This is a genomic window from Citrobacter sp. Cpo015 (assembly GCF_030333035.1).
In the GTDB taxonomy this organism is placed as follows: domain Bacteria; phylum Pseudomonadota; class Gammaproteobacteria; order Enterobacterales; family Enterobacteriaceae; genus Citrobacter; species Citrobacter portucalensis.
The window spans coordinates 525,278-547,605 of the sequence record NZ_JAOWGS010000037.1 but is presented as its reverse complement, the minus strand read 5'-3'; the positions used below and the strand labels follow the sequence as shown (position 1 = coordinate 547,605).

The window sequence follows — 22,328 nt, the reverse complement described above, 5'->3', positions numbered from 1 at the left end:
CATTTAGCCGCCGTGATAGATACGCTGCGGCCTACCCACCTTACCGTGAATAATCTCCGCAATAATCAAATGTCGGCTGGCACAGTACTCCAGGTAACGTCTGGAAGTCGTTCGGCTGATAGTGAGCGCCTGGGCGATCGTTTCTGCTGTATGGTGTACCGTCGGATCGGCAAATAATTTCAGCACTGCATTCAGCGTTAAGGCATCAATCCCGGTCGGTAAATCCCCTTTCGGCTCGCCCCGCGCGTAGGCATTAAACATCTCATCTATCTGCTTTTGACTGGCGCTATCATTACCCGCCAACATGCGTCGACGCTGTTGATAACGCGTCAGGGTCTGTCCCAGTCGCTCGTAGGCAATGGGTTTGACCAGGTAATCAAACGCGCCGCTGCGCACAGCTTCGGAGACTGTTTCCATGTCGCTGGCCGCCGTGGTAAACACCACACCGCCCGGATAACGCGCCTGGGTTAGCTCATGCAATAAGGTAATTCCCTTGCCGTCCGGCAAGTAGTTATCGAGCAGAATCAAACCGGGCTTAAAACGCTCAATCATCATCCTCGCCTGCGCAAGATTACCCGCCAGCCAAATCTGGCTGAAGCCGGGTATATGGCGGATATATTCAGCATGCATTTCCGCCAGTAGCGTTTCATCCTCAACGATCAATAGCGTTAATGGTTCCGTCATTGTTTTTTTTCACTTTCGGAAGAAATAAAGAAAATAAGGTGCCGCAGGGGGAGTTATCTTCGAGCGTAATCACCCCGTCACAGCGCCTCACATAACTAGCAATAAGATACAAACCGATGCCATGTTCACCTGGTTCATCGGTACGGGTGCTCACACCCTGTTCAAATATTTTTTCACGCAATGCTTCCGGCACACCGCATCCCTGATCGGCAACTTCGATGATCACGTCATCCCCTTCATCGCTCAAATAGAGTTCGACGACCTTGTTGCCTTGCTGGGTGCGCAAGCTCGCTTCAAATGCATTATCAAGCAGATTGCCAACAATTGCTGCAAACTCTGTGCTATCCAGCCCCTCGGGGAGTTGATGCAGTTGGCTGCCCGGAACAATAGTCATGGTGAGACCCAGTTCCCGCGCGCGCTGCACCTTGCCAAACAACAGACCGGCTACCTGACGATCGGCAAACGCGCCGCGCAGGCTGTCAATCAGTTGCTGTTGTGCCTGGGATTCTCCCTGCACCATGGCCAGAACCTTGTCATACTCTTTCATTTGCAGCAGACCATTGATAGTCGACATCCAGTTCAGATGCTCATGACGCAGCGTCCTCAGGCTCTCTACATACTGTTTGATTTGCGTTAACTGCGCATTAAGAGTAGCAATTTCATCTTTACTACGAAAACTGATGATTGCCCCAAGCAGTTCGTCACCGGAGCGAATCGCCTCACGGTTGGCGATAACGCTCAGTCCATTAAAGTTGACCATCGCGTCCTGTCGTTTTTCCGCAATCTGTTGGGTGAAAAAGTCCGCTGGCTGAACCACCTCACTCACCGGTTTTCCAAGCCACTTTCTCCCAGGTGAAGACAGCCCCAGCATTTTCCTCGCACTGCGGTTTATTGCGGTGATATATCCATCAGGATCCACGGCAATCAATCCTTCATACACCGAGCTGAACAACGCTTCCTGCTGACGTACCACACGCGCAATTTGTTTCGGTTCCATCCCCAACATCTGCCGACGAATATGGGCAGCGAAAAACCAGGAGAGCAGCATAAGTACCAGCAACAGGAGGATAAACACGCCGGCCATCGGAAGTAAGAAGTCCGATCGCCAGCTATCGATTTTGCTGATCAGATAACCAATTGAGACTACGCCAATGATTTTGCCATCGTCATCAAAGATGGGCGTTTTAGCGCGCATTGCCATCCCGATGGACCCTTTACCGGTAATAAAGTAGCTCTCGCCTTTTTCCAGCGCACCGGGTTTGGTGAACTGCATCGGATAGCCAATCTTTTCCGGGTTCGGATGATATAGACGAATGGAGTTGGTATCCCCGATAACCACATAGTCGAAGTCAGTTCCGCTCTGCAGTTTGTCGGCAATCGTCGCCAACCGCTTGTAATCACGATGCTTAACCGCCGTGATGATACTGTCGTTAGAGGCGATGATTTTGGCCTGATTCATTGCCATATCGCGGACATGCGTTGCCAGATAATCTTCAAAGCTGGCGGTGAAGTATTGTGCCAGGGCGGCAATGATAAAAACAGAAACGACCAGAATGAGCAGAAAGATACGTAAAGGAAACGCCAGACTGCGGAAAAAAGGAAACCGTGTTTTATTTTTCTGTTCTGCCATCACATTTTTCCTCACCGACGTTAACTAAAACTAATTTCTCATTGTAGTTGTAATTAAAATGTTCTATTTACACGTTATGGTATAAAACAAGATCGTTGCAGATTCCCCACCTTTAATCAATTAAACAAATTAAAACCACACCTTATTTTAGGGTTAAATTAATTAAAAAACTTAAAACCATAAAACACATTAAAACCTTCTAACTTATTGTGAAATAAATCAAAAATTACCTCCAAAATACCCCTTACGATGTATGCAGCAGGGAAAAAAAGAAATACTCCGTAATAAAAAACCATTCCCTTCAATTGCAAACAAAACGTTATCAGGTTGCTAAACAGAGCAACAAAAACAGAAACCCAGTAACAAATATAGCATCGGGGCTCTATTCACTATGTTCGGTAATAATATATTCACGCAAGTTAAACGCTCAGAAAATAAAAAGATGGCGGCTATCGCGCAATTTCTGAAAGAGAATGATTTGAGCGTAGATACGACCGTCGAAGTATTTATCACCGTCACCCGTGACGACCGTCTGATTGCCTGCGGTGGTATCGCTGGGAATATTATTAAGTGTGTCGCAATCTGTGAATCTGTCCGCGGCGAGGGTTTAGCGCTGACGCTGGCGACCGAGTTAATCAACCTTGCCTATGAACGTCATTGTACGCACCTCTTCATCTATACCAAAACCGAGTACGAATCGCTGTTTAAACAGTGCGGTTTTTCTACGCTCACCAGCGTTCCCGGCATTATGGTATTGATGGAAAACAGCACCACACGTCTGAAACGCTACGCCGAGTCACTGGCAAAACAGCATCATGATGGGAAAAAAATTGGCTGTATCGTCATGAACGCCAACCCCTTCACCAACGGACACCGTTTTCTGATCCAACAGGCGGCCGCGCAATGTGACTGGCTGCATCTGTTTTTGGTGAAAGAAGATACCTCACGTTTTCCGTATGAAGACCGCCTGGATCTGGTGCTTAAAGGAACAAAAGACATTCCACGTTTAACCGTGCATCGCGGTTCGGAGTACATCATTTCCCGCGCCACATTCCCGTGTTACTTCATCAAAGAGCAGAGCGTTATTAACCACTGCTACACCGAAATAGACCTGAAAATCTTCCGCCAGTATCTGGCTCCGGCTCTCGGCGTCACGCACCGCTTCGTCGGTACTGAGCCGTATTGCACCGTCACCTCCCAGTATAACAACGACATGCGTTACTGGCTGGAGACCCCAACGCTTCCCGCCCCGCCGATTGAACTGGTGGAAATTGAGCGGCTGTGCTTCCAGGAGATGCCGATTTCCGCCTCCTGGGTGCGCAAGCTGCTGGTTAAAAAAGATCTCACGGCTATCGCATCCCTGGTCCCTGACGCCACGCTGCAGTATCTGCAAAGCATGGTTGAGCGAGCCTCATCGGGTGCGGCAGTCCGCCAAAATACCCCCGCATTAGCAACAGGTGAAAAATGAAAATAAACCAGGCAGCCGTCGCAGGCACACTCGAGTCTGGTGATGTGATGATTCGCATCGCCCCACTCGATTCGCAGGATATTGACTTGCAGGTTAACAGTAGCGTCGAAAAGCAGTTCGGTGATGCCATCCGGGCCACCATTCTGGACGTTCTGTCCCGCTACAACGTACGCGGCGTGCAATTGAATGTTGATGATAAAGGCGCACTGGACTGCATTTTACGTGCGCGACTGGAAGCACTACTGGCCCGCGCTGGCGGTATTCCGGCACTGCCATGGGAGGATTGCCAGTGATTTCCGAATCTTTGCAACAACGTAAAACTCGTACTCGCCGCAGCATGTTGTTCGTACCGGGCGCCAATGCCGCCATGGTCAGCAACTCGTTCATCTACCCGGCAGATGCACTGATGTTCGACCTGGAAGACTCCGTCGCGTTGCGTGAAAAAGATACCGCTCGCCGCATGGTGTACCACGCGCTGCAGCATCCGCTGTATCACGACGTTGAAACCATCGTGCGTGTAAACGCCCTCGACTCCGAATGGGGTATCAACGACCTTGAAGCCGTGGTACGTGGCGGTGCTGACATCGTACGTTTACCGAAGACCGATACCGCGCAGGATGTCATCGACATCGAAAGCGAAATTCTGCGTATCGAAAACGCCTGTGGCCGTGAGCCAGGCAGCACCGGTCTGTTAGCCGCCATCGAATCGCCGTTAGGCATTACCCGCGCGGTAGAAATTGCCCATGCTTCCGAACGTCTGATCGGTATTGCCCTGGGTGCGGAAGACTATGTACGTAACCTGCGCACTGAGCGCTCACCGGAAGGTACTGAACTGCTGTTTGCCCGCTGCTCTATTTTACAGGCTGCACGTTCTGCCGGTATTCAGGCGTTCGACACCGTGTATTCCGATGCCAACAACGAAGCGGGTTTCCTGCACGAAGCCGCACACATCAAGCAACTGGGTTTTGACGGCAAATCGCTCATCAACCCGCGCCAGATCGAACTCCTGCACAACCTGTACGCCCCAACGCGCAAAGAGCTGGCTCACGCCCGTTTGGTTGTGGAAGCCGCTGAAGCCGCTGCTCGCGAAGGTCGTGGCGTAGTTTCCCTGAACGGCAAAATGGTCGACAGCCCGGTTATCGAGCGCGCCCTTCTGGTTATCTCCCGTGCAGAACTTTCCGGCATTCGCGAAGAATAAGGCAAAAAAATGACGCAGAAAATCGAACAGTCTCAACGCCAGGATCGCGTGGCGACCTGGAGCCGTCATGCAGAAAGTGAGCTTTCCGCTTATCAGAGCACCGCAAAAGTAGAATTGCAGGCGCAAAAACCGCGCGACAAAAAGCTGTGCACTAACCTGGAAGACGCCATTCGTCGTTCTGGTTTACAGGATGGTATGACCATCTCTTTCCATCACGCTTTTCGCGGTGGCGATCTGACGATTAACCTGGTGATGGACGCCATCGCCAATATGGGCTTTAAAAATCTGACGCTGGCCTCCAGCTCTCTGAGCGACTGCCATGCTCCACTGGTTGAGCACATCCGTCAGGGCGTGGTTAGCCGCATTTATACCTCCGGTCTGCGTGGCCCGCTGGCGGAAGAAATCTCACGTGGCCTGCTAGCCGAACCGGTACAAATTCACTCCCACGGTGGCCGTGTGCATCTGGTGCAAAGTGGCGAGCTCAGCATTGATGTGGCGTTCCTCGGCGTGCCGTCCTGCGACCAGTTTGGCAACGCCAACGGTTATACCGGCAAAGCGTGCTGCGGCTCACTGGGCTATGCCCGTGTAGACGCCGAAAACGCGAAACAGGTTGTCCTGCTGACTGAACAGCTGCTGACCTATCCGCATAACCCGGCCAGCATTACGCAGGATCAGGTAGATCTGATCGTGCAGATCGATCAGGTCGGCGATGCGGACAAAATTGGTGCCGATGCGACCCGCATGACCACCAACCCGCGTGAACTGTTAATCGCCCGTAGCGCGGCTGAGGTCATTGCTAATTCCGGCTACTTCAACGAAGGCTTCTCACTGCAGACAGGAACCGGCGGCGCTTCTCTGGCCGTTACGCGTTTCCTGGAAGACAAAATGCGCAGCCGCGATATCCGTGCCGACTTCGCGCTGGGCGGCATTACCGCTACCATCGTTGACCTGCACGAAAAAGGCCTGATTCGCAAACTGCTGGACGTTCAGAGTTTTGACCGTAACGCCGCAGAATCGCTGGCCCGCAATCCAAACCACATTGAGATCAGTGCCAACCAGTATGCCAACTGGGGCTCAAAAGGCGCATCCGTCGATCGTCTGGACGTCGTGGTGCTCAGCGCGCTGGAAGTTGATACCAGCTTCAACGTCAACGTACTGACCGGTTCTGACGGCGTACTGCGCGGCGCATCCGGTGGTCACTGCGATACCGCGGTTGCCGCTGCGCTGTCTATCATCGTCGCGCCGCTGGTTCGCGGACGCATCCCGACCCTGGTTGATAACGTGCTGACCTGCGTAACCCCAGGCTCCAGCGTTGACATTCTGGTCACTGACCACGGTATCGCCGTCAACCCTGCACGTCCGGAACTGGCAGAACGTCTGAAAGAAGCCGGTATGAAAGTGGTGTCCATTGAATGGCTGCGCGAACGTGCACAGCAGCTCACCGGTCAGCCATGCGCTATCGAATTCACTGACCGCGTGATTGCCGTTGTGCGTTACCGCGATGGTTCAGTGATTGACGTTGTGCATCAGGTGAAGGAATAAACCATGCACCTGCTCCCTGAATACGCCACCCAACACGCGGTTTCCATTCCCGAGCTGCTAGCCAGCCGCGATGAGAGACAGGCAAGGCAACAGGAGTGGCTGACACGCCACTCTGCGCCGCTGGTCTCGTTTACCGTCGTCGCACCGGGACCGATTAAAGACAGCGAATTAACCCGTCGTATCTTTAATCACGGCGTAACCGCCTTGCTCGCGTTGGCGAAACAATCCACCTGGATTGTCAGGGAGCAAACAGCGCTGGTTTCTGCCAGCGGTCCAGAAGGTCTTTTGTCTATTGAGGCTCCGGCCCACGACCTCAAGCTCGCCACAATTGAACTTGAGCATTCACACCCGCTGGGACGGCTATGGGATATCGATGTCCTGACCCCTGAAGGGGAAATTCTGTCCCGGCGTCATTTCGCACTCCCTGCCCGCCGCTGTCTGCTGTGCGAGCAAAGTGCTGCCGACTGTGCGCGGGGTAAAACCCACGCACTTTCCGACTTACTCACTCAGATGGAGGCACTGCTGCATGATGCCGATTCCCGCAACATCAACCAATAACGCAGTCCTTCCTCTGGATCTGCCTGATGCTTACGCAACGCTTGCGTGGCGCGCCATGTTGACTGAAGTCAACCTGTCGCCCAAACCCGGTCTGGTAGATCGTATTAACAACGGCGCGCATAAAGATATGGCGTTGGAAGATTTTCATCGCAGCGCTGAAGCGATTCAGTCATGGCTACCACGTTTTATTGAATATGGGGCGTTTAGCGCACAGCTGTCGCCTGAGGATGTATTGAAAGGACTGCGCCCGCTGGGCATGGCCTGCGAAGCCGATATGTTCCGCGCCACCGCCGGGGTGAACACCCATAAAGGGAGTATCTTTTCACTGGGACTGCTGTGCGCCGCCATTGGCCGCCTGCACCAGCTCCAACTCACTGTTACCGCTGAAACCATTTGCTCTACGGCAGCAACATTTTGCCGTGGCCTGACCGAGCGCGAACTGCGCCAGAACAATCAACAACTCACGGCTGGCCAACGTCTTTATCAGCAATTGGGATTAACCGGCGCACGGGGCGAAGCCGAAGCGGGATATCCGCTAGTCATCCAGCATGCCCTGCCACACTACCGCGCACTGCTGACTCAGGGCCGCGACCCTGAACTGGCGTTACTCGACACATTATTGCTGCTGATGTCTATCAACGGCGACACCAACGTGGCTTCACGTGGCGGCGCAGAAGGTCTGCGTTGGCTACAGCAGCAGGCCACCGCCCTGATGCAGCAAGGGGGGATTCGTACCCCTGCCGATCTCGAATATCTACACCAGTTCGACCAACAGTGCATTGAACGCAACCTCAGTCCCGGAGGCTGCGCCGATCTGCTGATCGTCACCTGGTTCTTAGCTCAGATTTCACAAGTTCATCATTATCACAATTAAAGATCCTTTCCGGAGAATCACACACATGTCTTTAGCAAAAGATAAAATATGGAAGTTATTGGCCCCCCTGGTCGTCATGGGTGTCATGTTTCTTATCCCCGTCCCTGATGGAATGCCTCCACAGGCCTGGCACTACTTTGCCGTGTTTGTGGCGATGATCGTCGGTATGATCCTGGAGCCAATTCCGGCAACAGCGATCAGCTTTATCGCCGTAACGATCTGCGTTATCGGCAGCAACTATCTGCTGTTTGATGCTTCAGAACTGGCCGACCCGGCGTTTAAAGCGGGTAAGCAAGCGCTGAAATGGGGTCTGGCTGGCTTCTCCAGCACCACCGTATGGTTGGTGTTTGGTGCGTTTATCTTCGCACTGGGTTATGAAGTCACCGGTCTGGGTCGTCGTATCGCGCTGTTCCTGGTGAAATTCATGGGTAAACGTACCCTGACGCTGGGCTATGCGATTGTTATCATCGACATTCTGCTGGCACCGTTTACTCCATCTAACACTGCGCGTACCGGTGGCACCGTATTCCCGGTTATCAAAAACCTGCCGCCGTTGTTTAAATCATTCCCGAACGATCCTTCCGCGCGCCGTATCGGTGGATATTTGATGTGGATGATGGTCATCAGTACCAGCCTGAGCTCCTCGATGTTCGTGACCGGCGCTGCACCTAACGTGCTGGGTCTGGAATTCGTCAACAAAATTGCCGGTATTCAAATCAGCTGGTTGCAGTGGTTCCTCAGCTTCCTGCCGGTCGGTATTATTTTGCTGATCGTTGCTCCGTGGCTGTCATACGTTCTGTACAAACCAGAAGTTACTCACAGTGCTGAAGTTGCCGCTTGGGCCGGTGATGAACTGAAAGGCATGGGTAAACTGACCCGTAAAGAGATAACGCTGATCGGTCTGGTACTGCTCAGCCTGGGCCTGTGGGTCTTCGGTGGTAAACTGATTGATGCAACCGCAGTGGGCCTGCTGGCTGTCTCCCTAATGCTGGCGCTGCACGTTGTACCGTGGAAAGATATTACCCGTTATAACAGCGCATGGAACACTCTGGTTAACCTCGCCACGCTGGTCGTTATGGCGAATGGTTTAACCCGTTCAGGCTTCATCGACTGGTTCGCCAACACTATGAGCACGCACCTGGAAGGCTTCTCGCCTAACGCGACCGTGATCGTTCTGGTGCTGGTGTTCTACTTTGCTCACTACCTGTTTGCCAGCCTTTCCGCTCACACCGCCACCATGCTGCCGGTTATTCTGGCCGTCGGTAAAGGTATCCCGGGCGTGCCGATGGAACACCTGTGTATCCTGCTGGTACTGTCCATCGGTATCATGGGCTGTCTGACTCCATATGCAACAGGCCCAGGCGTTATCATCTACGGCTGTGGTTATGTGAAGTCCAAAGACTACTGGCGTCTGGGTGCTATCTTCGGCGTTATCTACATCGCTATGCTTCTGCTGGTCGGCTGGCCGATTCTGGCAATGTGGAGCTAATCATTCCCGTTCACGCCTGATGAAAATGATGCCAGTCAGCTAAACCTGACTGGCATTTTTTATGATTAAATAGATGATATTCAGAATTTATATAAGTGTCCGAAATCATCATGACATCAACATGGCGTTATTCTTCGTTGCTGGCAGCACTCCTGCTACCAGTTTCTGCAGCTCAGGCCGATGAACTTCAGGCAAAACAGTACGCTGATTTTGACAGCTACGTGCTGGCTCTCTCCTGGCAAACCGGATTTTGTCAGAGCCAACACGAGCGTAATCGTCAGGAGCCTGACGAATGTCGTTTGCAAAAAGAGAGCGCAGACAAAGCTGATTTCCTGACCGTTCACGGTTTATGGCCCAGCCTGCCTAAATCCATTGCCGCCCGTGGAGTAGACAATCGCCGTTGGATGCGTTTTGGCTGCGCGACTCGCCCTATTCCCAACCTGCCTGAAGCCCGCGCCAGCCGTAAATGCGCGGCCCCCGAAACCGGGCTGTCGCTGGAAAGCGCGGCAAAACTCAGCGCCGTAATGCCCGGCGCTGGAGGAAGATCCTGTCTGGAACGTTACGAGTATGCCAAACATGGCGCGTGTTTCGGTTTTGATCCCGACGCGTACTTCGGCACGATGGTGCGGCTGAATAATGAGGTTAAGGACAGCGAGGTGGGCAAATTCCTGGCGGAAAACTACGGCAAAACCGTCAGCCGTAACGCATTTGACGCCGCCGTTGCCAAAAGCTGGGGCAAAGAAAACGTCAAAGCTGTGAAGCTAAGCTGCCACGGCAATCCAGCGTATCTCACTGAGATCCAGTTATCCCTGAAAGCCGACAACATCAACCAGACGTTATCTGCCCAGTCATTCTTACCGCAACCGCATCCGGGTAGCTGCGGTAAACAGTTTATTATCGACAAAGTGGGATACTGAAACTTGCGACCGACGCTGCGAGCTGGCGTCGGTCCGTAAACTTAGCGTTTTGCACGGGCGTCCGGGCGAACTAAATCAAAACGATGTGTTTCACTGATCGAATAATACGCCGTTGGCCCACCTGCACGCAGTACCGGTTTCGCTTTCGCCGTCTGATAGATGCCGTCTTCCAGGAGCGTTTCATCTATGTGAATGCCTACCACTTCCCCCAACACCAGCCAGGTATCAACCGGTGAGCCATCAGCGGTAGTCAGTTGCAGGCTTTGCGATAAGCGACACTCAAAATTGACCGGGCTTTGCGCCACGCGCGGCACGTTGACTATCCGGCTATCTGCCTTGCTAAGCCCGGCGGCAAAAAACTCGTCCTCACCGTGCGGCAAGCTGGCTGACGTTTCGTTCATCGCAGTGGCCAGCTCAAGAGTCGTCAGGTTCCAGACAAATTCACCGGTTTCGATAATATTCTGCACGCTGTCTTTCCAGCCGCTGCTGGCGAAACCGATAATCGGCGGATGATAGTTAAAACAGTTAAAGAAACTGTATGGTGCCAGATTGTGCCGACCGTTGCCGTCACGCGACGCAATCCAGCCAATCGGGCGCGGTCCAATGATGGCATTTAGCGGATCATGCGGTAAGCCGTGTCCCTGTGACGGTTGATAGAAATACATAGCGTTCCCTGTTGAAGTTAACGTCAGCGCAGCACAAATTATGCTTCGCTCATCCCCCTGGAAAAAGAAGATCAGCGTAGAACAATCTGCCAACGATTACGACTGAATAAAGTTGAGCAGGTCACCGTTGATCTGTTGCTTATGGGTGGTGCAAATGCCATGCGAGCCGCCGACATATACCTTCAACTGCGAGTCCGGCAGTATTTCCGCCGCGACTTTTCCGCAGGTTTCAAACGGGACAATCTGATCGTCATCACCGTGGATCACCAGCGTCGGGATGGTCATCTTTTTGAGGTCTTCACGCAGATCTGTTTCCGAAAACGCATGAATGCAGTCGTACAACGCTTTGATGGACCCTTGTAAGCCCTGTTCAACAAAACTTTCCCGTACAGCTTTCGACTCTTTCGCGCCAGGACGATTGTAACCATAGAATGCAGCGGTCAGCTCATAGAAAAAGGCGGCGCGATCGTTCACAACCCCCTCACGGATGCCATCGAATACCTCTTTCGGCACGCCATTTGGGTTAAAGTCAGTCTTGATCATGATGGGCGTCACCGCGCCAATTAACACCGCTTTTGCCACCCGCTGCGTCCCATGCCGGCCAATATAACGAGCCACTTCCCCACCGCCGGTAGAGTGCCCAACATGTACGGCATCTTTAAGATTGAGATGCGCGGTAAGTTCAGCCAGGTCGTCAGCATACTGATCCATATGATGTCCATCCCAGGGTTGGGCCGAACGCCCATGTCCGCGCCTGTCATGGGCGATCACACGAAATCCTTTCGATCCAAGGAACAGCATCTGATCTTCAAACGCGTCTGCCGTCAGCGGCCAACCGTGACTAAACACAATAGGTTGTCCACTTCCCCAGTCTTTAAAATGCAAATAGCTGCCGTCTTTCAAGGTAAGTTTGTCGTACTGGCTCATGAGATCTCCTGTCGCGGAACACTGAGTTGTTTGACGCGCCCGCAGCGAGCGCTTAAAAAGCATAATGCAAATTGGAGAACGATCACGTTTTTCGGCTAAAATCACACCATATGCGACAAAATTGATGATTTACCTGAATGTGAACTAAATCACTTCAAACATGGGGTAAGTCTCAGTATCATCATAAAAGCTAAACCCTTGCCGCCTGACGGTGAGGGTTTTCTTTTGGGATTATTTACCTGCGCACCCGCAGTTTCGACGACATGGAGTAATAAATGTCCAGACCAACTATCATCATTAACGACCTCGATGCGGAACGCATTGACCGCCTGTTGGAGCAACCTGCGTTTGCTGGTTTACCGATTGCCGACGCCCTTAACGCCGAGCTGGATCGTGCCCAAATGTGTTCTCCAGAAACCATGCCGCACGACGTCGTGACCATGAACAGCCGCGTGAAATTCCGCAATCTGAGTGATGGCGAAGTCCGTGTGCGTACCCTGGTGTATCCGGCTACTATGACTGACAGCAACACACAGCTTTCGGTAATGGCACCTGTCGGCGCTGCACTTCTGGGGCTGCGCGTTGGTGATACCATTCACTGGGAATTGCCAGGCGGGACCTCAACACACCTCGAAGTTATCGAGCTTGAGTACCAGCCTGAAGCTGCAGGCGACTACCTGCGCTAACTCTGTCTTATCAAAGCCACTCGCTTTATCTTACAGGGGATGCATCCGCATCCTCTTTCCGGTTAGATCTCCCTGCTCCTCGCTTTCTTTCCTGTTCGCAAAACATAAATCTGTGTCGTGACTGACAGAATCATTTTTAATACTATGCTGTTATGTGTTCATGTAATGACAAGGAGAATGTTTATGTACAACACAATCATAATGCCTGTTGATGTATTCGAAATGGAACTGAGCGACAAGGCTATTCGCCATGCAGAATTTCTGGCCCAGGATAAAGGGGTTATTCATCTGCTGCATGTGCTGCCAGGCTCAGCGAGCTTAAGCCTGCACCGCTTTGCGGCCGATGTCCGTCGTTTTGAAGAGCATTTGCAACACGAAGCGGAAACCCGTCTGCAAACGATGGTCGGTCACTTCAGCATCGATCCTTCCCGTATTAAACAACACGTCCGCTTTGGCAGCGTCCGTGACGTGGTCAACGAGTTGGGTGAAGAGTTGAATGCGGATGTCGTTGTCATTGGGTCGCGTAACCCATCAATCAGCACCCATCTGCTCGGCTCAAACGCTTCCAGCGTTGTTCGACACGCGACTTTGCCAGTGCTGGTTGTTCGTTAACAGCCACTGATTTGCTAAAGAAAACCCCTGCCAGGTTAACGCCTGACAGGGGTTTTTTTATTACCTCACGATTAATACAAATGGCCGATATTCTCGATGGAGCTGATCGTATCGCCAAAAAACGTCAGACGGCTCAGGAATATGCCAACAAACAGCAGGACGAAAAGCGCTTTTGCGCGATGCTCGCCCTGACGGCTAAGCACAAAGGCCACCGCCAGACACACCAGACTCGCCAGATAAAGTGGCGACGTCAGCCAGGCATGCGCCGTCATCTGCATGATGGTGCCACCGCTTAGCCAGATAATGGGTGCGGCGATCATGACTGCCATACACACGACAATCCCCTGGCGCAATGCAGCAACGGCAGGTACGAGGTTAAGAAGTGGAATCGCAGCACACCCCATCACCCACACCGTGATGAAGAACAACAGCATTGTCAGACCGTTGGCGATCGCCACCATTGCCGGGGCGGCATAGGTCATCCCCTGTACCGCCACCAGAGCGATACCGAGAACAGAGGCCAGAACAGCTGGTGCTTTGTGCCCTTTTGCCAAAAACGTCACCCCGACAGCTGCACCGTATAAAGTGGCGCCCAGAATCTCTCGGCTCAGCCAGGCGTGCTGCAGGTTGATCAAGGCATCGTAGGCGCGATCCGGATGCGCAAGGTGTAATATCGCCGCCACGGACGCCGCCGCCAGAACCAGTCCACTTACCAGCCAGTACAGACGCTTGCTCTCCAGTTTTCCTTGCAGCACACGCAGCGTCAGAATGAGCGTGATCCCAACCGACATTTGGCTTAATACGGTAAAAATGACCAGAGGAAGTTCATACTTTTCCATTACTTGGCCTCCGGCTGCTTTGGTTGACGCGCAAGGATAAAACGCGTGCCAGGATTAAGCTGCGGCATACGCGGGAATCCCGGCGGATACTGCACCGCATTATCAGGTATAGGATCGGCATCCAGATCGATAAGCGTCAGCGCACCTACCGGACAGGCATTCACGCACGCCGGCTGCATGCCAACATCAAGACGCTCGTAGCACATGCTGCATTTTTCTGCTTTTTTCGTCTCTTCATTAAAGCGCGGCGCACCGTATGGACAGTTGCGAATACAGTTTTTGCATCCGATACAACGTTCCGGGTTATGCACTACAACGCCATCCTCACGTTTGGTGTACGCCTCTACCGGACAAGCCGCCAGGCAGGCCGGATTTTCGCAGTGGTTACAGGCCAGCGAGTAGAACGCTCGCTCTTCATGCGGATAAATTTCTTTATCCAGCGGGTAGACGTAGCGCCAGAAACGTTCTGGCTCCAGCTGGTTAAAACTCTTACACGCCATCGCACAGCCACGGCAGCCGATACACTTATCGCTATTAACTAAAAACGCGCGCCTCATGCCGCTGCTCCTTTATCGATCAAAATGATGTCCGCAAACTGACTATGGATGGCCGCACCTGGCGCACCAGTTTTCATCAAGCCCATATCGGCTGGAGTATCCGCCACTACGTTTTGAACGTTGTATTTCCGTTTCGGGAACCAAGCCTCGTACATCACCAGGAAATCCTCCGGAACGTTAGCGGTTACCTTCGCACGTAACTCCACCTCACCTGCGGTGTTAAACACTTTCACCAGGTCATTTTCAGCGATGCCTCTTTTCCCGGCGGAAACCGGGTGCATATAAACAAACGGTTCAGGATAGAAGACCTGCATCCAGTCAAGGTTGATGAATTGGGAATGGATACCGAACTGGACATGCGGCGTAAACAGGTGGAATGGCAACGTGCTTTTTGCCTCCGGTTTGTATTCCGGCAGCGCCGTATGACCATTTTTCTCACACAGCTCAGATTTGAACTCAAACTTTCCAGAGGGCGTTTTAAACTTACGGTCATACCAGGCCGCAGAACTTGGCAGAATGGCTTTTTTCGGCCCTTCCAGTAAATCATCCCAGGAGGAGATACCAAACATTTTGGCCATTCCGTCATTGAACTCCTGGTCCAGCCAGCGCTTATGATCGAACTCCTGCGGGAATGTGCAAGAACCCGGCTCCAGCTTGTTGATTGTGCGGGAAAGTAAAACGGCGATTTCCAGATCGCATTTTGCCTCATACATTGGCTTAATTGCAGGCTGGTTGATTGAGAGCCAGTAGTGCCAATATGAGGCGTCTACGTTCCACTCTTCAAAGGCTGTGGTGACAGGCAAAACGATATCGGCATGCTGGACGGTCTCGTTAAAGAATTGGTCGGCGCACACCACCATTTCCAGTTTTTCGAATGCTTTTTCCATCTTGCTGCGATCAAAATCCTGAGCAAACGGGTTCTTACAGGCAACCCAAAGCATTCGGACAGGCGGCTCATTGGCTTCCAGAATTCCCTTTGCGGTCTGGTTGATATTCAACGAGCGATCGGAATACTGTGCGACTTCCCCCGCAGAACCAAACTCGCTGGTTGTGCCCGCCGCCCCCGGCATCCCGATAGAGCCTACCGGTGGCTTCTGCAACATGGCATTGTAGTTAAAGCCCCAGGTATGCAAATGACCGTAGCGAGCGCCACCGCCCTCAATGCCAATATTGCCGGTCATTGCCACAAAGGCATCGATCGCCCGTACGTTAGCGCCGCCGTTGACATGGCGCTGCATGCCGTAGCCAATCCACACGGTAGCAGGGTTAACCGCGGTAAATTCTTCCGCCAACTGGCGAATAACATCCGCCGACAGCCCGCAAATCTCAGATGCCCACTCTATGGTAACGTTATTACGCAAATACTCTTCAAATTCAGCATAACCATGGGAATAGTTGTTAACGAAATCCTGATCAACCAATCCTTTGTCCACCAGGTGGCGTGCCATGCCCAGCGCCAGAGCGCCATCTGATCCTGGGCGAACGCGTAAATAGAGATCGGCTTTCGCAGCGGTTTGGGTTAACAGTGGATCGATAACGACCACTTTTGCGCCTTTTTCCCGCGCCTGATAGATGTACTTCATGGTGTGCATAGAGCACCAGGCCGGGTTAGCGCCCCAGATAATAATGTATTTGGCTTTCACCATATCTTCCGGGTCGTTACACCACATGTCGCCCATGTCGTAGTTTTGCGCGTCGATACCGGCTGGCCAGCAAGGTGTTCCGGCAAAACGGGTGGTGTAACCCAGTGAAGACATCATCCCTTCAACGGCATAGTTCAATACACCAAATTTGCCTGAGTACTTGGTCAGCGCCAGACCCAACATTGAACCATCTTTCTTTTTAATCTCCAGCATCTTGGTCGCAATGCGCTGCATTGCTTCATCCCAGGAGATACGACGCCAGTTACCGCTGCCGCGAACATCCTGAACCATCGGATATTTAATGCGGTCCGGGCTGTATACCCTACGTGGATAGCTCAATCCCTTCACACACGGAGTTCCATGCGTAAACGTTGATTCAGGCGCGCCTTCCACAAAGGTGATGACGTCATCCTTCACCCAGGTTTTCAGGCTACAAGTGTCATAGCAGTTACGTGGACAGGCGTTACGATAGATTTTGTAGGTTTTGGGATTAAACGGAATTGGCGGTTGCGCCAATGCACAGCGTGAAGTCAGCAATCCCCCTGGCAGGGCAGCCACCGTTCCAAGGGCAATCAACCCTTTCAAAAATGAACGTCTGTTCAGAACTCCCGGTTCATTACTCATATTGATACTCTCGTGTTTAATTCATCAAGCCAAAAAGACAACCTTTCCGCGACGTTTTTCAACGTAACGGTTTGTGCATTTATATGTATTTTTTCTATATACGCGGGCATCCACATCGCTATATACTCAATTACATATCGAGTCATAACGATCTGGTATTCTGCTGATATCCTGGCATTTGCCGATAATAAAACTGCTAATTCCAATACGCAGGAAATATGATCATCTGGGATATTATTTACATGGTTTATAGATAGACCTATATTTGCCATGAATTCCCGAATGCTTAAGGTTGATTTACCCATTACGAGGGCATCTTCTTCAAGGTATACCGAAGCGAACGGCGGGGCTTTTAGCGTCTGCGGCCCAACAAATAGTGCATTGAAGTCGTACTCCGCCTCCAGCCACTCCTGCTCTGTTAGCGTTGAGGCATTTGTATCTAAAGCTGAATAAGCCGCTTTCAGCGTGTAACTATCGTGAGAGATAAAAAAATCACGTAACAATAACCCTGTCGATTCAAAGATCGTCAGGGTTTCATATATTTCACCCATGAATTAACCAACCATTTATTCACACAACAAATAAAAAAATAATGCAGGTTAATATAATAAAGATAACGCCCTCTCTTTCTTTGATGAAAATAATGATCAGGCTAATTAAGTGAATGTTTTAAACGGTTTATTGTTTCAAGAATTGACAATTTAAGTGTATGGAAATAAAAAACCGCCAGCGGATGACTGGCGGTTTTGGCATTGCAGGTGAGTCTTACTTTTTTTATGCTACTGTCGTGCGAATCAGATAATCAAACGAACTTAACGAGGCCTTCGCACCTTCACCGGTCGCGATGATAATCTGCTTATACGGTACGGTGGTGCAGTCACCGGCAGCGAAAACGCCTTTCACGCTGGTTTCGCACTTGGCATCGATGATGATTTCACCCATACGGTTACGTTCAACGGCGCCTTCGAGCCAGTTGGTGTTCGGCAGCAGACCAATCTGAACAAAGATACCTGCCAGTTCCACATTGTGAACATCGCCGCTCACACGGTCACGATACTCCAGACCAGTAACTTTGCTGCCATCGCCTTTCACTTCTGTCGTTTGCGCATTCAGAATGATGTCGACGTTTTTCAGACTGCGAAGCTTATTTTGCAGCACCTGGTCGGCCTTCATTTCAGGGGCAAACTCCAGCAACGTCACATGTTCAACAATACCTGCCAGGTCGATAGCCGCTTCAACGCCGGAGTTACCGCCGCCAATCACCGCAACACGCTTGCCTTTAAACAGCGGGCCATCACAGTGCGGGCAGTAGGTTACGCCTTTGGTGCGATACTGATCTTCACCCGGAACGTTCATGTTGCGCCATTTCGCGCCGGTGGCGATGATAATGCTACGTGCTTTCAGCACCGCGCCGGAGGCCGTTTCAATCTGATGCAAACCGCCTTCCTGCGCTGCTGGAATGAGTTTGCTCGCGCTCTGGCTGTCAATCACATCGACATCATAATCATCAACGTGTGCTTTCAGCGCGCCTGCCAGTTTCTGACCTTCAGTTTTCGGTACTGAGATATAGTTTTCAATATCAACAGTATCAAGAACCTGGCCGCCAAAACGTTCGCCCATCAGACCGGTGCGAATGCCTTTACGTGCGGAGTACACCGCTGCCGCCGCACCTGCAGGACCAGAACCGACAATCAGCACGTCATAAGCATCGCGCTTATTCAGCTCTTCAGCCGCACGTTTTTCTGCGCCGGTATCCACTTTCGCTACGATCTCAGTCAACGTCATACGCCCCTGACCGAACTCTTTGCCGTTCATAAATACCGCCGGAACGCCCATCACGTTACGATCGGTGATTTCGTTCTGGAAAGTACCGCCGTCAATCGCCGTATGTTTGATACGTGGGTTCAGCACCGCCATCAGGTTCAGCGCCTGCACCACGTCCGGGCAGTTATGGCAGGAAAGTGAATAATAGGTTTCAAATTCAAAATCACCGTCGAGATCGCGGATCTGCTCCAGCAACGTCTGCGCCTCTTTTGACGGATGACCACCGGTCCACAACAGCGCCAGCACCAGAGAGGTAAACTCATGACCCAGCGGAGAACCGGCAAAACGCGGTCCCTGGTGAGAACCGGGATTGGTAATCAGGAACGATGGCTTACGCACCGCCAGAGTATTGTCTTCTTTGAAGGTGACTTTTTCTGACAGTTCAGCAATTTCAGTCAGCAGTTCCTTGATTTCTGCCGATTTAGCGCTGTCATCCAGCGTCGCAATCAGCTCAACAGGTTTGGTCAGTTTCTCAAGGTAAGCCCTGAGCTGGGTTTTCATATTTGTGTCGAGCATTCTTCTTCCCTCTCTGAAAACATCATCATGCAAGCCGATTTTGCGGGACTGCATTAATGCAACTTGCGTCATGGTGCTGGAATGAAACAGGCGCAAATTTGCGCCTGTGGAATGCCGGATGCACTACGTTTATCCGGCCTACAAACTATGCGACTTAGATTTTACCAACCAGGTCCAGAGATGGCGCTAAGGTTGCTTCACCTTCTTTCCATTTTGCCGGGCAAACTTCACCTGGGTGGGAAGCGACGTACTGTGCTGCTTTGATTTTACGCAGCAGGTCAGACGCATCACGGCCGATACCTTCAGCAGTAACTTCGATTGCCTGGATGATACCCTGCGGGTCAACAACGAAGGTTGCGCGGTCAGCCAGACCTTCATCTTCACGCATGTTGTCGAAGTTACGGGTCAGGGCGCCAGTCGGGTCGCCGATCATCGCGTATTTGATTTTTGCGATGGTTTCAGAGCTGCTGTGCCATGCTTTGTGGGTGAAGTGGGTGTCGGTAGAAACGGAATACACATCTACGCCCAGTTTCTGCAGTTCTTCGTAATGGTCTGCAACGTCACCCAGCTCGGTCGGGCATACGAAAGTAAAGTCAGCCGGGTAGAAGAAGAAGACGCTCCAGCGACCTTCGGTATCTTTCTCGGTTACTTCGATGAACTCACCGTTTTTGAACGCCTGGTTTTTGAAAGGTTTAATTTTGGTATTAATCAAAGACATCTGTACTTCCTCCGTGTTTTCGTTGAGAGATAAGTTAACGAAAATCTCTTCGCAGGGCTAATGCGTTTCCTTTATCAAATCAATAAGCGTTAACTAACAACCCACTCAAACTCATGTTGTGAACCTAAAGATAAAAGTAAAAAAGGCCCCCTTTGCAGGGAGCCTCATTACCCGAGCTACCCGCAGGTAACGTCAGTGCCAGCAGGGCTGGCTATGTGTTGCGCTCTACATTACCTTAACAAAGGTCGTAACAGCGATGGGGATTACATCACCCAACTAAAGAAAGGGCAATCGACAGACCGTCGATCTTACCTATGGCTGTGATAGGTTTTGCAATTAAGCCCACTTTCCTGCTGATTTTATAAGGAAAATCAATGTTTAAACGCACCTTACTCTTAACTCTTCTCCCCGCTATCGTGCACGCAGAGGAGCTCCCTGCCCCTGTTAAAGCCATTGAGAAACAGGGAATTACGATCCTGAAGCCCTTCGACGCACCGGGTGGAATGAAAGGCTATCTGGGAAAATACCAGGACATGGGGGTCACTATCTATGTCACGCCTGACGGTAAACATGCCATCTCCGGCTACATGTATAATGAAAAAGGCGAAAACCTCAGTAATGCGCTCATAGAAAAAGAGATCTATGCCCCTGCCGGACGTGAGATGTGGCAGCGAATGGAAAAAGCGTCGTGGATTCTGGACGGGAAAAAAGAAGCCCCGGTCATCGTTTACGTGTTTGCCGATCCCTTCTGTCCTTATTGCAAACAGTTCTGGCAGCAGGCGCGCCCATGGGTAGATTCCGGTAAAGTTCAGCTGCGTACGCTGCTGGTTGGCGTGATCAAGCCCGAAAGCCCGGCAACCGCTGCTGCAATCCTGGCATCCAAAGATCCGGCCAAAACCTGGCATGACTATGAAGCATCCGGCGGGAAAATGAAGCTGGAAATCCCCACGTCTGTCCATCCAGAACAGATGAAAGTACTGAATATCAACCAAAAACTCATGGATGATTTAGGTGCTAATGTGACGCCCGCGATCTACTACATGAGCAAAGACGATACGTTACAACAGGAAGTGGGATTACCCGATAAAGATAAATTAAATATTATTATGGGAAATAAATAAAGGTAACAGAATGAGTGATTGTTATGGTTCTCATTTCAATCACTCTTTAAAATGTATTTTTATCGTAACCATCAAGCAATCTGTGTTATTTTAGTTTAAGTTAATTATTCATTAAGCCATAAACTTAAACTCTAAGAATGATTAGAATTTAAATTATTCAACAATTGAATTATCCTATACATTACCATCACAGGAAGGTATGCATGGCTAACCTCTATGACCTCAAAAAATTCGATCTTAACCTGTTGGTAATTTTTGAATGTATTTATCAACATTTGAGCATCAGTAAAGCTGCGGCAACACTGTATATCACCCCTTCAGCCGTCAGCCAGTCATTACAGCGACTGCGTACACAGTTTAACGACCCCCTGTTTATTCGCTCAGGCAAAGGCATTACGCCCACGGTCACAGGGGTAAATCTTCATCTTCACCTTGAAAAAAATCTCAATAATCTGGAACAAACCATCAATATCATGCACGGTTCCAGCCTGAAAAATAAATTCGTCATCTACAGCCCACAAATTACAACCAACCTGAATGTGACATCTTTAATTAATAGCCTCAGAGAAAATTCAGATATTGAAATTGAGCATCATGATATTTTAATGTCAGCAGAAACGGCCGAAAACATCCTTGCCTATCGTAAAGCCGATCTGGTGATTACAACAACGCCGGTCCACAACCGTTCTATCGTATGTACTCAATTCAAGATCATTGACTGTGTTTTAGTGTGCAGTGGCAACCATCCCAGAATAAATGAGACGAGCACACTCGAACAAATCCAACAAGAGCAATTTACATATTTTTCCTCTGAAGATCAGGGTATTAAAGATTATCGTTCCCGTGCAAGCGAATCGATGGCATTCCATAAAGTAGGTTTTAGTAGCGACTCCTTACTCTCGATTGCTAACGTTATCGCCAGTACGGATATTATTGGTGTAATCCCCAGACAAATTTATGAAATTTATCAGCCAGCATTGAAATTCAAAGAAATTAAAACCGATTTTGAATTACCAAAAGTAAAATTATTCATAATGTATAACCGGGCATCATTGAATAACAAAGCCTTCGCAGAATACATAAGCAAACTATCCTTGGATAGTTAAGGATAACATGATTAAAAGCACATTATAATTCATATAAAATATACAATAACAAAATAGCATGCAAATAATGAATATATTTAAATATTGCATGTCGCAAGAAAAAGCCTATCTTATTACGGACATTTATTAT

General features: G+C 50.7%; 22 protein-coding genes. 12 read left to right on the top strand and 10 right to left on the bottom strand.

All coding sequences use genetic code 11. From position 1 onward, the window contains the following. Positions 1-3: 3 nt before the first annotated feature. Together dpiA and dpiB are read right to left on the bottom strand one after the other, a co-directional pair. A complete protein-coding gene (dpiA, locus tag OGY67_RS18255; protein ID WP_003831279.1) occupies positions 4-684 on the bottom strand; it encodes a two-component response regulator DpiA in 681 nt (226 codons plus the stop codon). Then, positions 653-2,314: a sensor histidine kinase DpiB gene (gene dpiB, locus OGY67_RS18250; protein ID WP_008784080.1), complete on the bottom strand. Its 1,662-nt coding sequence runs from the start codon at positions 2,312-2,314 to the stop codon at positions 653-655. Before dpiB ends, dpiA begins: the two co-directional genes overlap by 32 nt. 391 nt (positions 2,315-2,705) lie before the next feature. On the opposite strand from dpiB, the gene citC reads away from it, so the two are divergent. The 8 genes from citC to rna all read left to right on the top strand — a co-directional run bounded on the left by citC (position 2,706) and on the right by rna (position 10,360). Further along, positions 2,706-3,782 carry a [citrate (pro-3S)-lyase] ligase gene (gene citC, locus OGY67_RS18245; RefSeq protein WP_286574347.1) on the top strand — a complete coding sequence of 359 codons (1,077 nt, stop codon included), beginning with the start codon at positions 2,706-2,708 and terminating at the stop codon, positions 3,780-3,782. Further along, positions 3,779-4,075, top strand: a complete 297-nt coding sequence (gene citD / locus OGY67_RS18240; protein WP_003831276.1) for a citrate lyase acyl carrier protein — start codon at positions 3,779-3,781, stop codon at positions 4,073-4,075. Before citC ends, citD begins: the two co-directional genes overlap by 4 nt. After that, positions 4,072-4,980, top strand: coding sequence for an aldolase/citrate lyase family protein (locus OGY67_RS18235; RefSeq protein ID WP_003831275.1), 909 nt, complete (start codon positions 4,072-4,074; stop codon positions 4,978-4,980). Before citD ends, OGY67_RS18235 begins: the two co-directional genes overlap by 4 nt. A gap of 9 nt (positions 4,981-4,989) precedes the next feature. Next, complete coding sequence (gene citF, locus OGY67_RS18230; RefSeq protein ID WP_060682585.1) at positions 4,990-6,522, top strand: citrate lyase subunit alpha; 1,533 nt, start codon at positions 4,990-4,992, stop codon at positions 6,520-6,522. A 3-nt stretch (positions 6,523-6,525) separates the two neighbouring features. Next, complete coding sequence (gene citX, locus OGY67_RS18225) at positions 6,526-7,080, top strand: citrate lyase holo-[acyl-carrier protein] synthase (RefSeq protein WP_003831273.1); 555 nt, start codon at positions 6,526-6,528, stop codon at positions 7,078-7,080. Continuing rightward, positions 7,049-7,954, top strand: coding sequence for a triphosphoribosyl-dephospho-CoA synthase CitG (citG, locus tag OGY67_RS18220; protein WP_003831272.1), 906 nt, complete (start codon positions 7,049-7,051; stop codon positions 7,952-7,954). The genes citX and citG overlap by 32 nt, the downstream gene beginning before the upstream one ends. Before the next feature lie 25 nt (positions 7,955-7,979). After that, entirely contained in the window at positions 7,980-9,443 is a 1,464-nt protein-coding gene (citT, locus tag OGY67_RS18215; protein WP_003831271.1) for a citrate/succinate antiporter CitT, read from the top strand. Between the two features lie 110 nt (positions 9,444-9,553). Further along, positions 9,554-10,360, top strand: coding sequence for a ribonuclease I (gene rna, locus OGY67_RS18210; RefSeq protein WP_048236469.1), 807 nt, complete (start codon positions 9,554-9,556; stop codon positions 10,358-10,360). 41 nt (positions 10,361-10,401) lie between these two features. Here rna and OGY67_RS18205 read toward each other — a convergent pair whose 3' ends face one another. Together OGY67_RS18205 and OGY67_RS18200 are read right to left on the bottom strand one after the other, a co-directional pair. After that, complete coding sequence (locus OGY67_RS18205; protein WP_003022109.1) at positions 10,402-11,025, bottom strand: flavin reductase family protein; 624 nt, start codon at positions 11,023-11,025, stop codon at positions 10,402-10,404. Positions 11,026-11,121: 96 nt separating this feature from the next. Beyond that, positions 11,122-11,952, bottom strand: coding sequence for an alpha/beta fold hydrolase (locus OGY67_RS18200; protein ID WP_003831266.1), 831 nt, complete (start codon positions 11,950-11,952; stop codon positions 11,122-11,124). A gap of 275 nt (positions 11,953-12,227) precedes the next feature. Here OGY67_RS18200 and rnk point away from each other — a divergent pair, with 275 nt between their 5' ends. Then, entirely contained in the window at positions 12,228-12,638 is a 411-nt protein-coding gene (rnk, locus tag OGY67_RS18195; RefSeq protein WP_003831264.1) for a nucleoside diphosphate kinase regulator, read from the top strand. A 183-nt stretch (positions 12,639-12,821) separates the two neighbouring features. After that, positions 12,822-13,250 carry a universal stress protein UspG gene (uspG, locus tag OGY67_RS18190; protein WP_003022101.1) on the top strand — a complete coding sequence of 143 codons (429 nt, stop codon included), beginning with the start codon at positions 12,822-12,824 and terminating at the stop codon, positions 13,248-13,250. Positions 13,251-13,321: 71 nt separating this feature from the next. Here uspG and OGY67_RS18185 read toward each other — a convergent pair whose 3' ends face one another. The 6 genes from OGY67_RS18185 to ahpC all read right to left on the bottom strand — a co-directional run bounded on the left by OGY67_RS18185 (position 13,322) and on the right by ahpC (position 19,971). Continuing rightward, positions 13,322-14,089: a dimethyl sulfoxide reductase anchor subunit family protein gene (locus OGY67_RS18185; protein WP_286574346.1), complete on the bottom strand. Its 768-nt coding sequence runs from the start codon at positions 14,087-14,089 to the stop codon at positions 13,322-13,324. Continuing rightward, a complete protein-coding gene (locus OGY67_RS18180; RefSeq protein ID WP_008784074.1) occupies positions 14,089-14,646 on the bottom strand; it encodes a 4Fe-4S dicluster domain-containing protein in 558 nt (185 codons plus the stop codon). The genes OGY67_RS18185 and OGY67_RS18180 overlap by 1 nt, the downstream gene beginning before the upstream one ends. Beyond that, entirely contained in the window at positions 14,643-16,913 is a 2,271-nt protein-coding gene (locus OGY67_RS18175; RefSeq protein WP_284880464.1) for a molybdopterin-dependent oxidoreductase, read from the bottom strand. Before OGY67_RS18175 ends, OGY67_RS18180 begins: the two co-directional genes overlap by 4 nt. Further along, entirely contained in the window at positions 16,910-17,464 is a 555-nt protein-coding gene (locus OGY67_RS18170; RefSeq protein ID WP_008784072.1) for a TorD/DmsD family molecular chaperone, read from the bottom strand. The genes OGY67_RS18175 and OGY67_RS18170 overlap by 4 nt, the downstream gene beginning before the upstream one ends. Positions 17,465-17,687: 223 nt before the next feature. After that, positions 17,688-19,253, bottom strand: coding sequence for an alkyl hydroperoxide reductase subunit F (ahpF, locus tag OGY67_RS18165; RefSeq protein ID WP_020996553.1), 1,566 nt, complete (start codon positions 19,251-19,253; stop codon positions 17,688-17,690). 154 nt (positions 19,254-19,407) lie between these two features. Next, positions 19,408-19,971 (bottom strand): alkyl hydroperoxide reductase subunit C, encoded by a 564-nt coding sequence (gene ahpC / locus OGY67_RS18160; protein WP_002894394.1) that lies wholly within the window; start codon positions 19,969-19,971, stop codon positions 19,408-19,410. 374 nt (positions 19,972-20,345) lie between these two features. On the opposite strand from ahpC, the gene dsbG reads away from it, so the two are divergent. Together dsbG and citR are read left to right on the top strand one after the other, a co-directional pair. Continuing rightward, a complete protein-coding gene (gene dsbG / locus OGY67_RS18155; RefSeq protein ID WP_032942669.1) occupies positions 20,346-21,092 on the top strand; it encodes a thiol:disulfide interchange protein DsbG in 747 nt (248 codons plus the stop codon). 203 nt (positions 21,093-21,295) lie between these two features. Further along, positions 21,296-22,198 (top strand): DNA-binding transcriptional repressor CitR, encoded by a 903-nt coding sequence (gene citR, locus OGY67_RS18150; protein WP_048235900.1) that lies wholly within the window; start codon positions 21,296-21,298, stop codon positions 22,196-22,198. Positions 22,199-22,328: the final 130 nt, after the last annotated feature.

Coding starts and splice junctions, on each gene's coding strand:
- dpiA (WP_003831279.1), bottom strand. CDS start 684: ATGACGGAACCATTAACGCTATTGATCGTTGAGGATGAAACGCTACTG.
- dpiB (WP_008784080.1), bottom strand. CDS start 2,314: ATGGCAGAACAGAAAAATAAAACACGGTTTCCTTTTTTCCGCAGTCTG.
- citC (WP_286574347.1), top strand. CDS start 2,706: ATGTTCGGTAATAATATATTCACGCAAGTTAAACGCTCAGAAAATAAA.
- citD (WP_003831276.1), top strand. CDS start 3,779: ATGAAAATAAACCAGGCAGCCGTCGCAGGCACACTCGAGTCTGGTGAT.
- citF (WP_060682585.1), top strand. CDS start 4,990: ATGACGCAGAAAATCGAACAGTCTCAACGCCAGGATCGCGTGGCGACC.
- citX (WP_003831273.1), top strand. CDS start 6,526: ATGCACCTGCTCCCTGAATACGCCACCCAACACGCGGTTTCCATTCCC.
- citG (WP_003831272.1), top strand. CDS start 7,049: ATGATGCCGATTCCCGCAACATCAACCAATAACGCAGTCCTTCCTCTG.
- citT (WP_003831271.1), top strand. CDS start 7,980: ATGTCTTTAGCAAAAGATAAAATATGGAAGTTATTGGCCCCCCTGGTC.
- rna (WP_048236469.1), top strand. CDS start 9,554: ATGACATCAACATGGCGTTATTCTTCGTTGCTGGCAGCACTCCTGCTA.
- OGY67_RS18205 (WP_003022109.1), bottom strand. CDS start 11,025: ATGTATTTCTATCAACCGTCACAGGGACACGGCTTACCGCATGATCCG.
- OGY67_RS18200 (WP_003831266.1), bottom strand. CDS start 11,952: ATGAGCCAGTACGACAAACTTACCTTGAAAGACGGCAGCTATTTGCAT.
- rnk (WP_003831264.1), top strand. CDS start 12,228: ATGTCCAGACCAACTATCATCATTAACGACCTCGATGCGGAACGCATT.
- uspG (WP_003022101.1), top strand. CDS start 12,822: ATGTACAACACAATCATAATGCCTGTTGATGTATTCGAAATGGAACTG.
- OGY67_RS18185 (WP_286574346.1), bottom strand. CDS start 14,089: ATGGAAAAGTATGAACTTCCTCTGGTCATTTTTACCGTATTAAGCCAA.
- OGY67_RS18180 (WP_008784074.1), bottom strand. CDS start 14,646: ATGAGGCGCGCGTTTTTAGTTAATAGCGATAAGTGTATCGGCTGCCGT.
- OGY67_RS18175 (WP_284880464.1), bottom strand. CDS start 16,913: ATGAGTAATGAACCGGGAGTTCTGAACAGACGTTCATTTTTGAAAGGG.
- OGY67_RS18170 (WP_008784072.1), bottom strand. CDS start 17,464: ATGGGTGAAATATATGAAACCCTGACGATCTTTGAATCGACAGGGTTA.
- ahpF (WP_020996553.1), bottom strand. CDS start 19,253: ATGCTCGACACAAATATGAAAACCCAGCTCAGGGCTTACCTTGAGAAA.
- ahpC (WP_002894394.1), bottom strand. CDS start 19,971: ATGTCTTTGATTAATACCAAAATTAAACCTTTCAAAAACCAGGCGTTC.
- dsbG (WP_032942669.1), top strand. CDS start 20,346: ATGTTTAAACGCACCTTACTCTTAACTCTTCTCCCCGCTATCGTGCAC.
- citR (WP_048235900.1), top strand. CDS start 21,296: ATGGCTAACCTCTATGACCTCAAAAAATTCGATCTTAACCTGTTGGTA.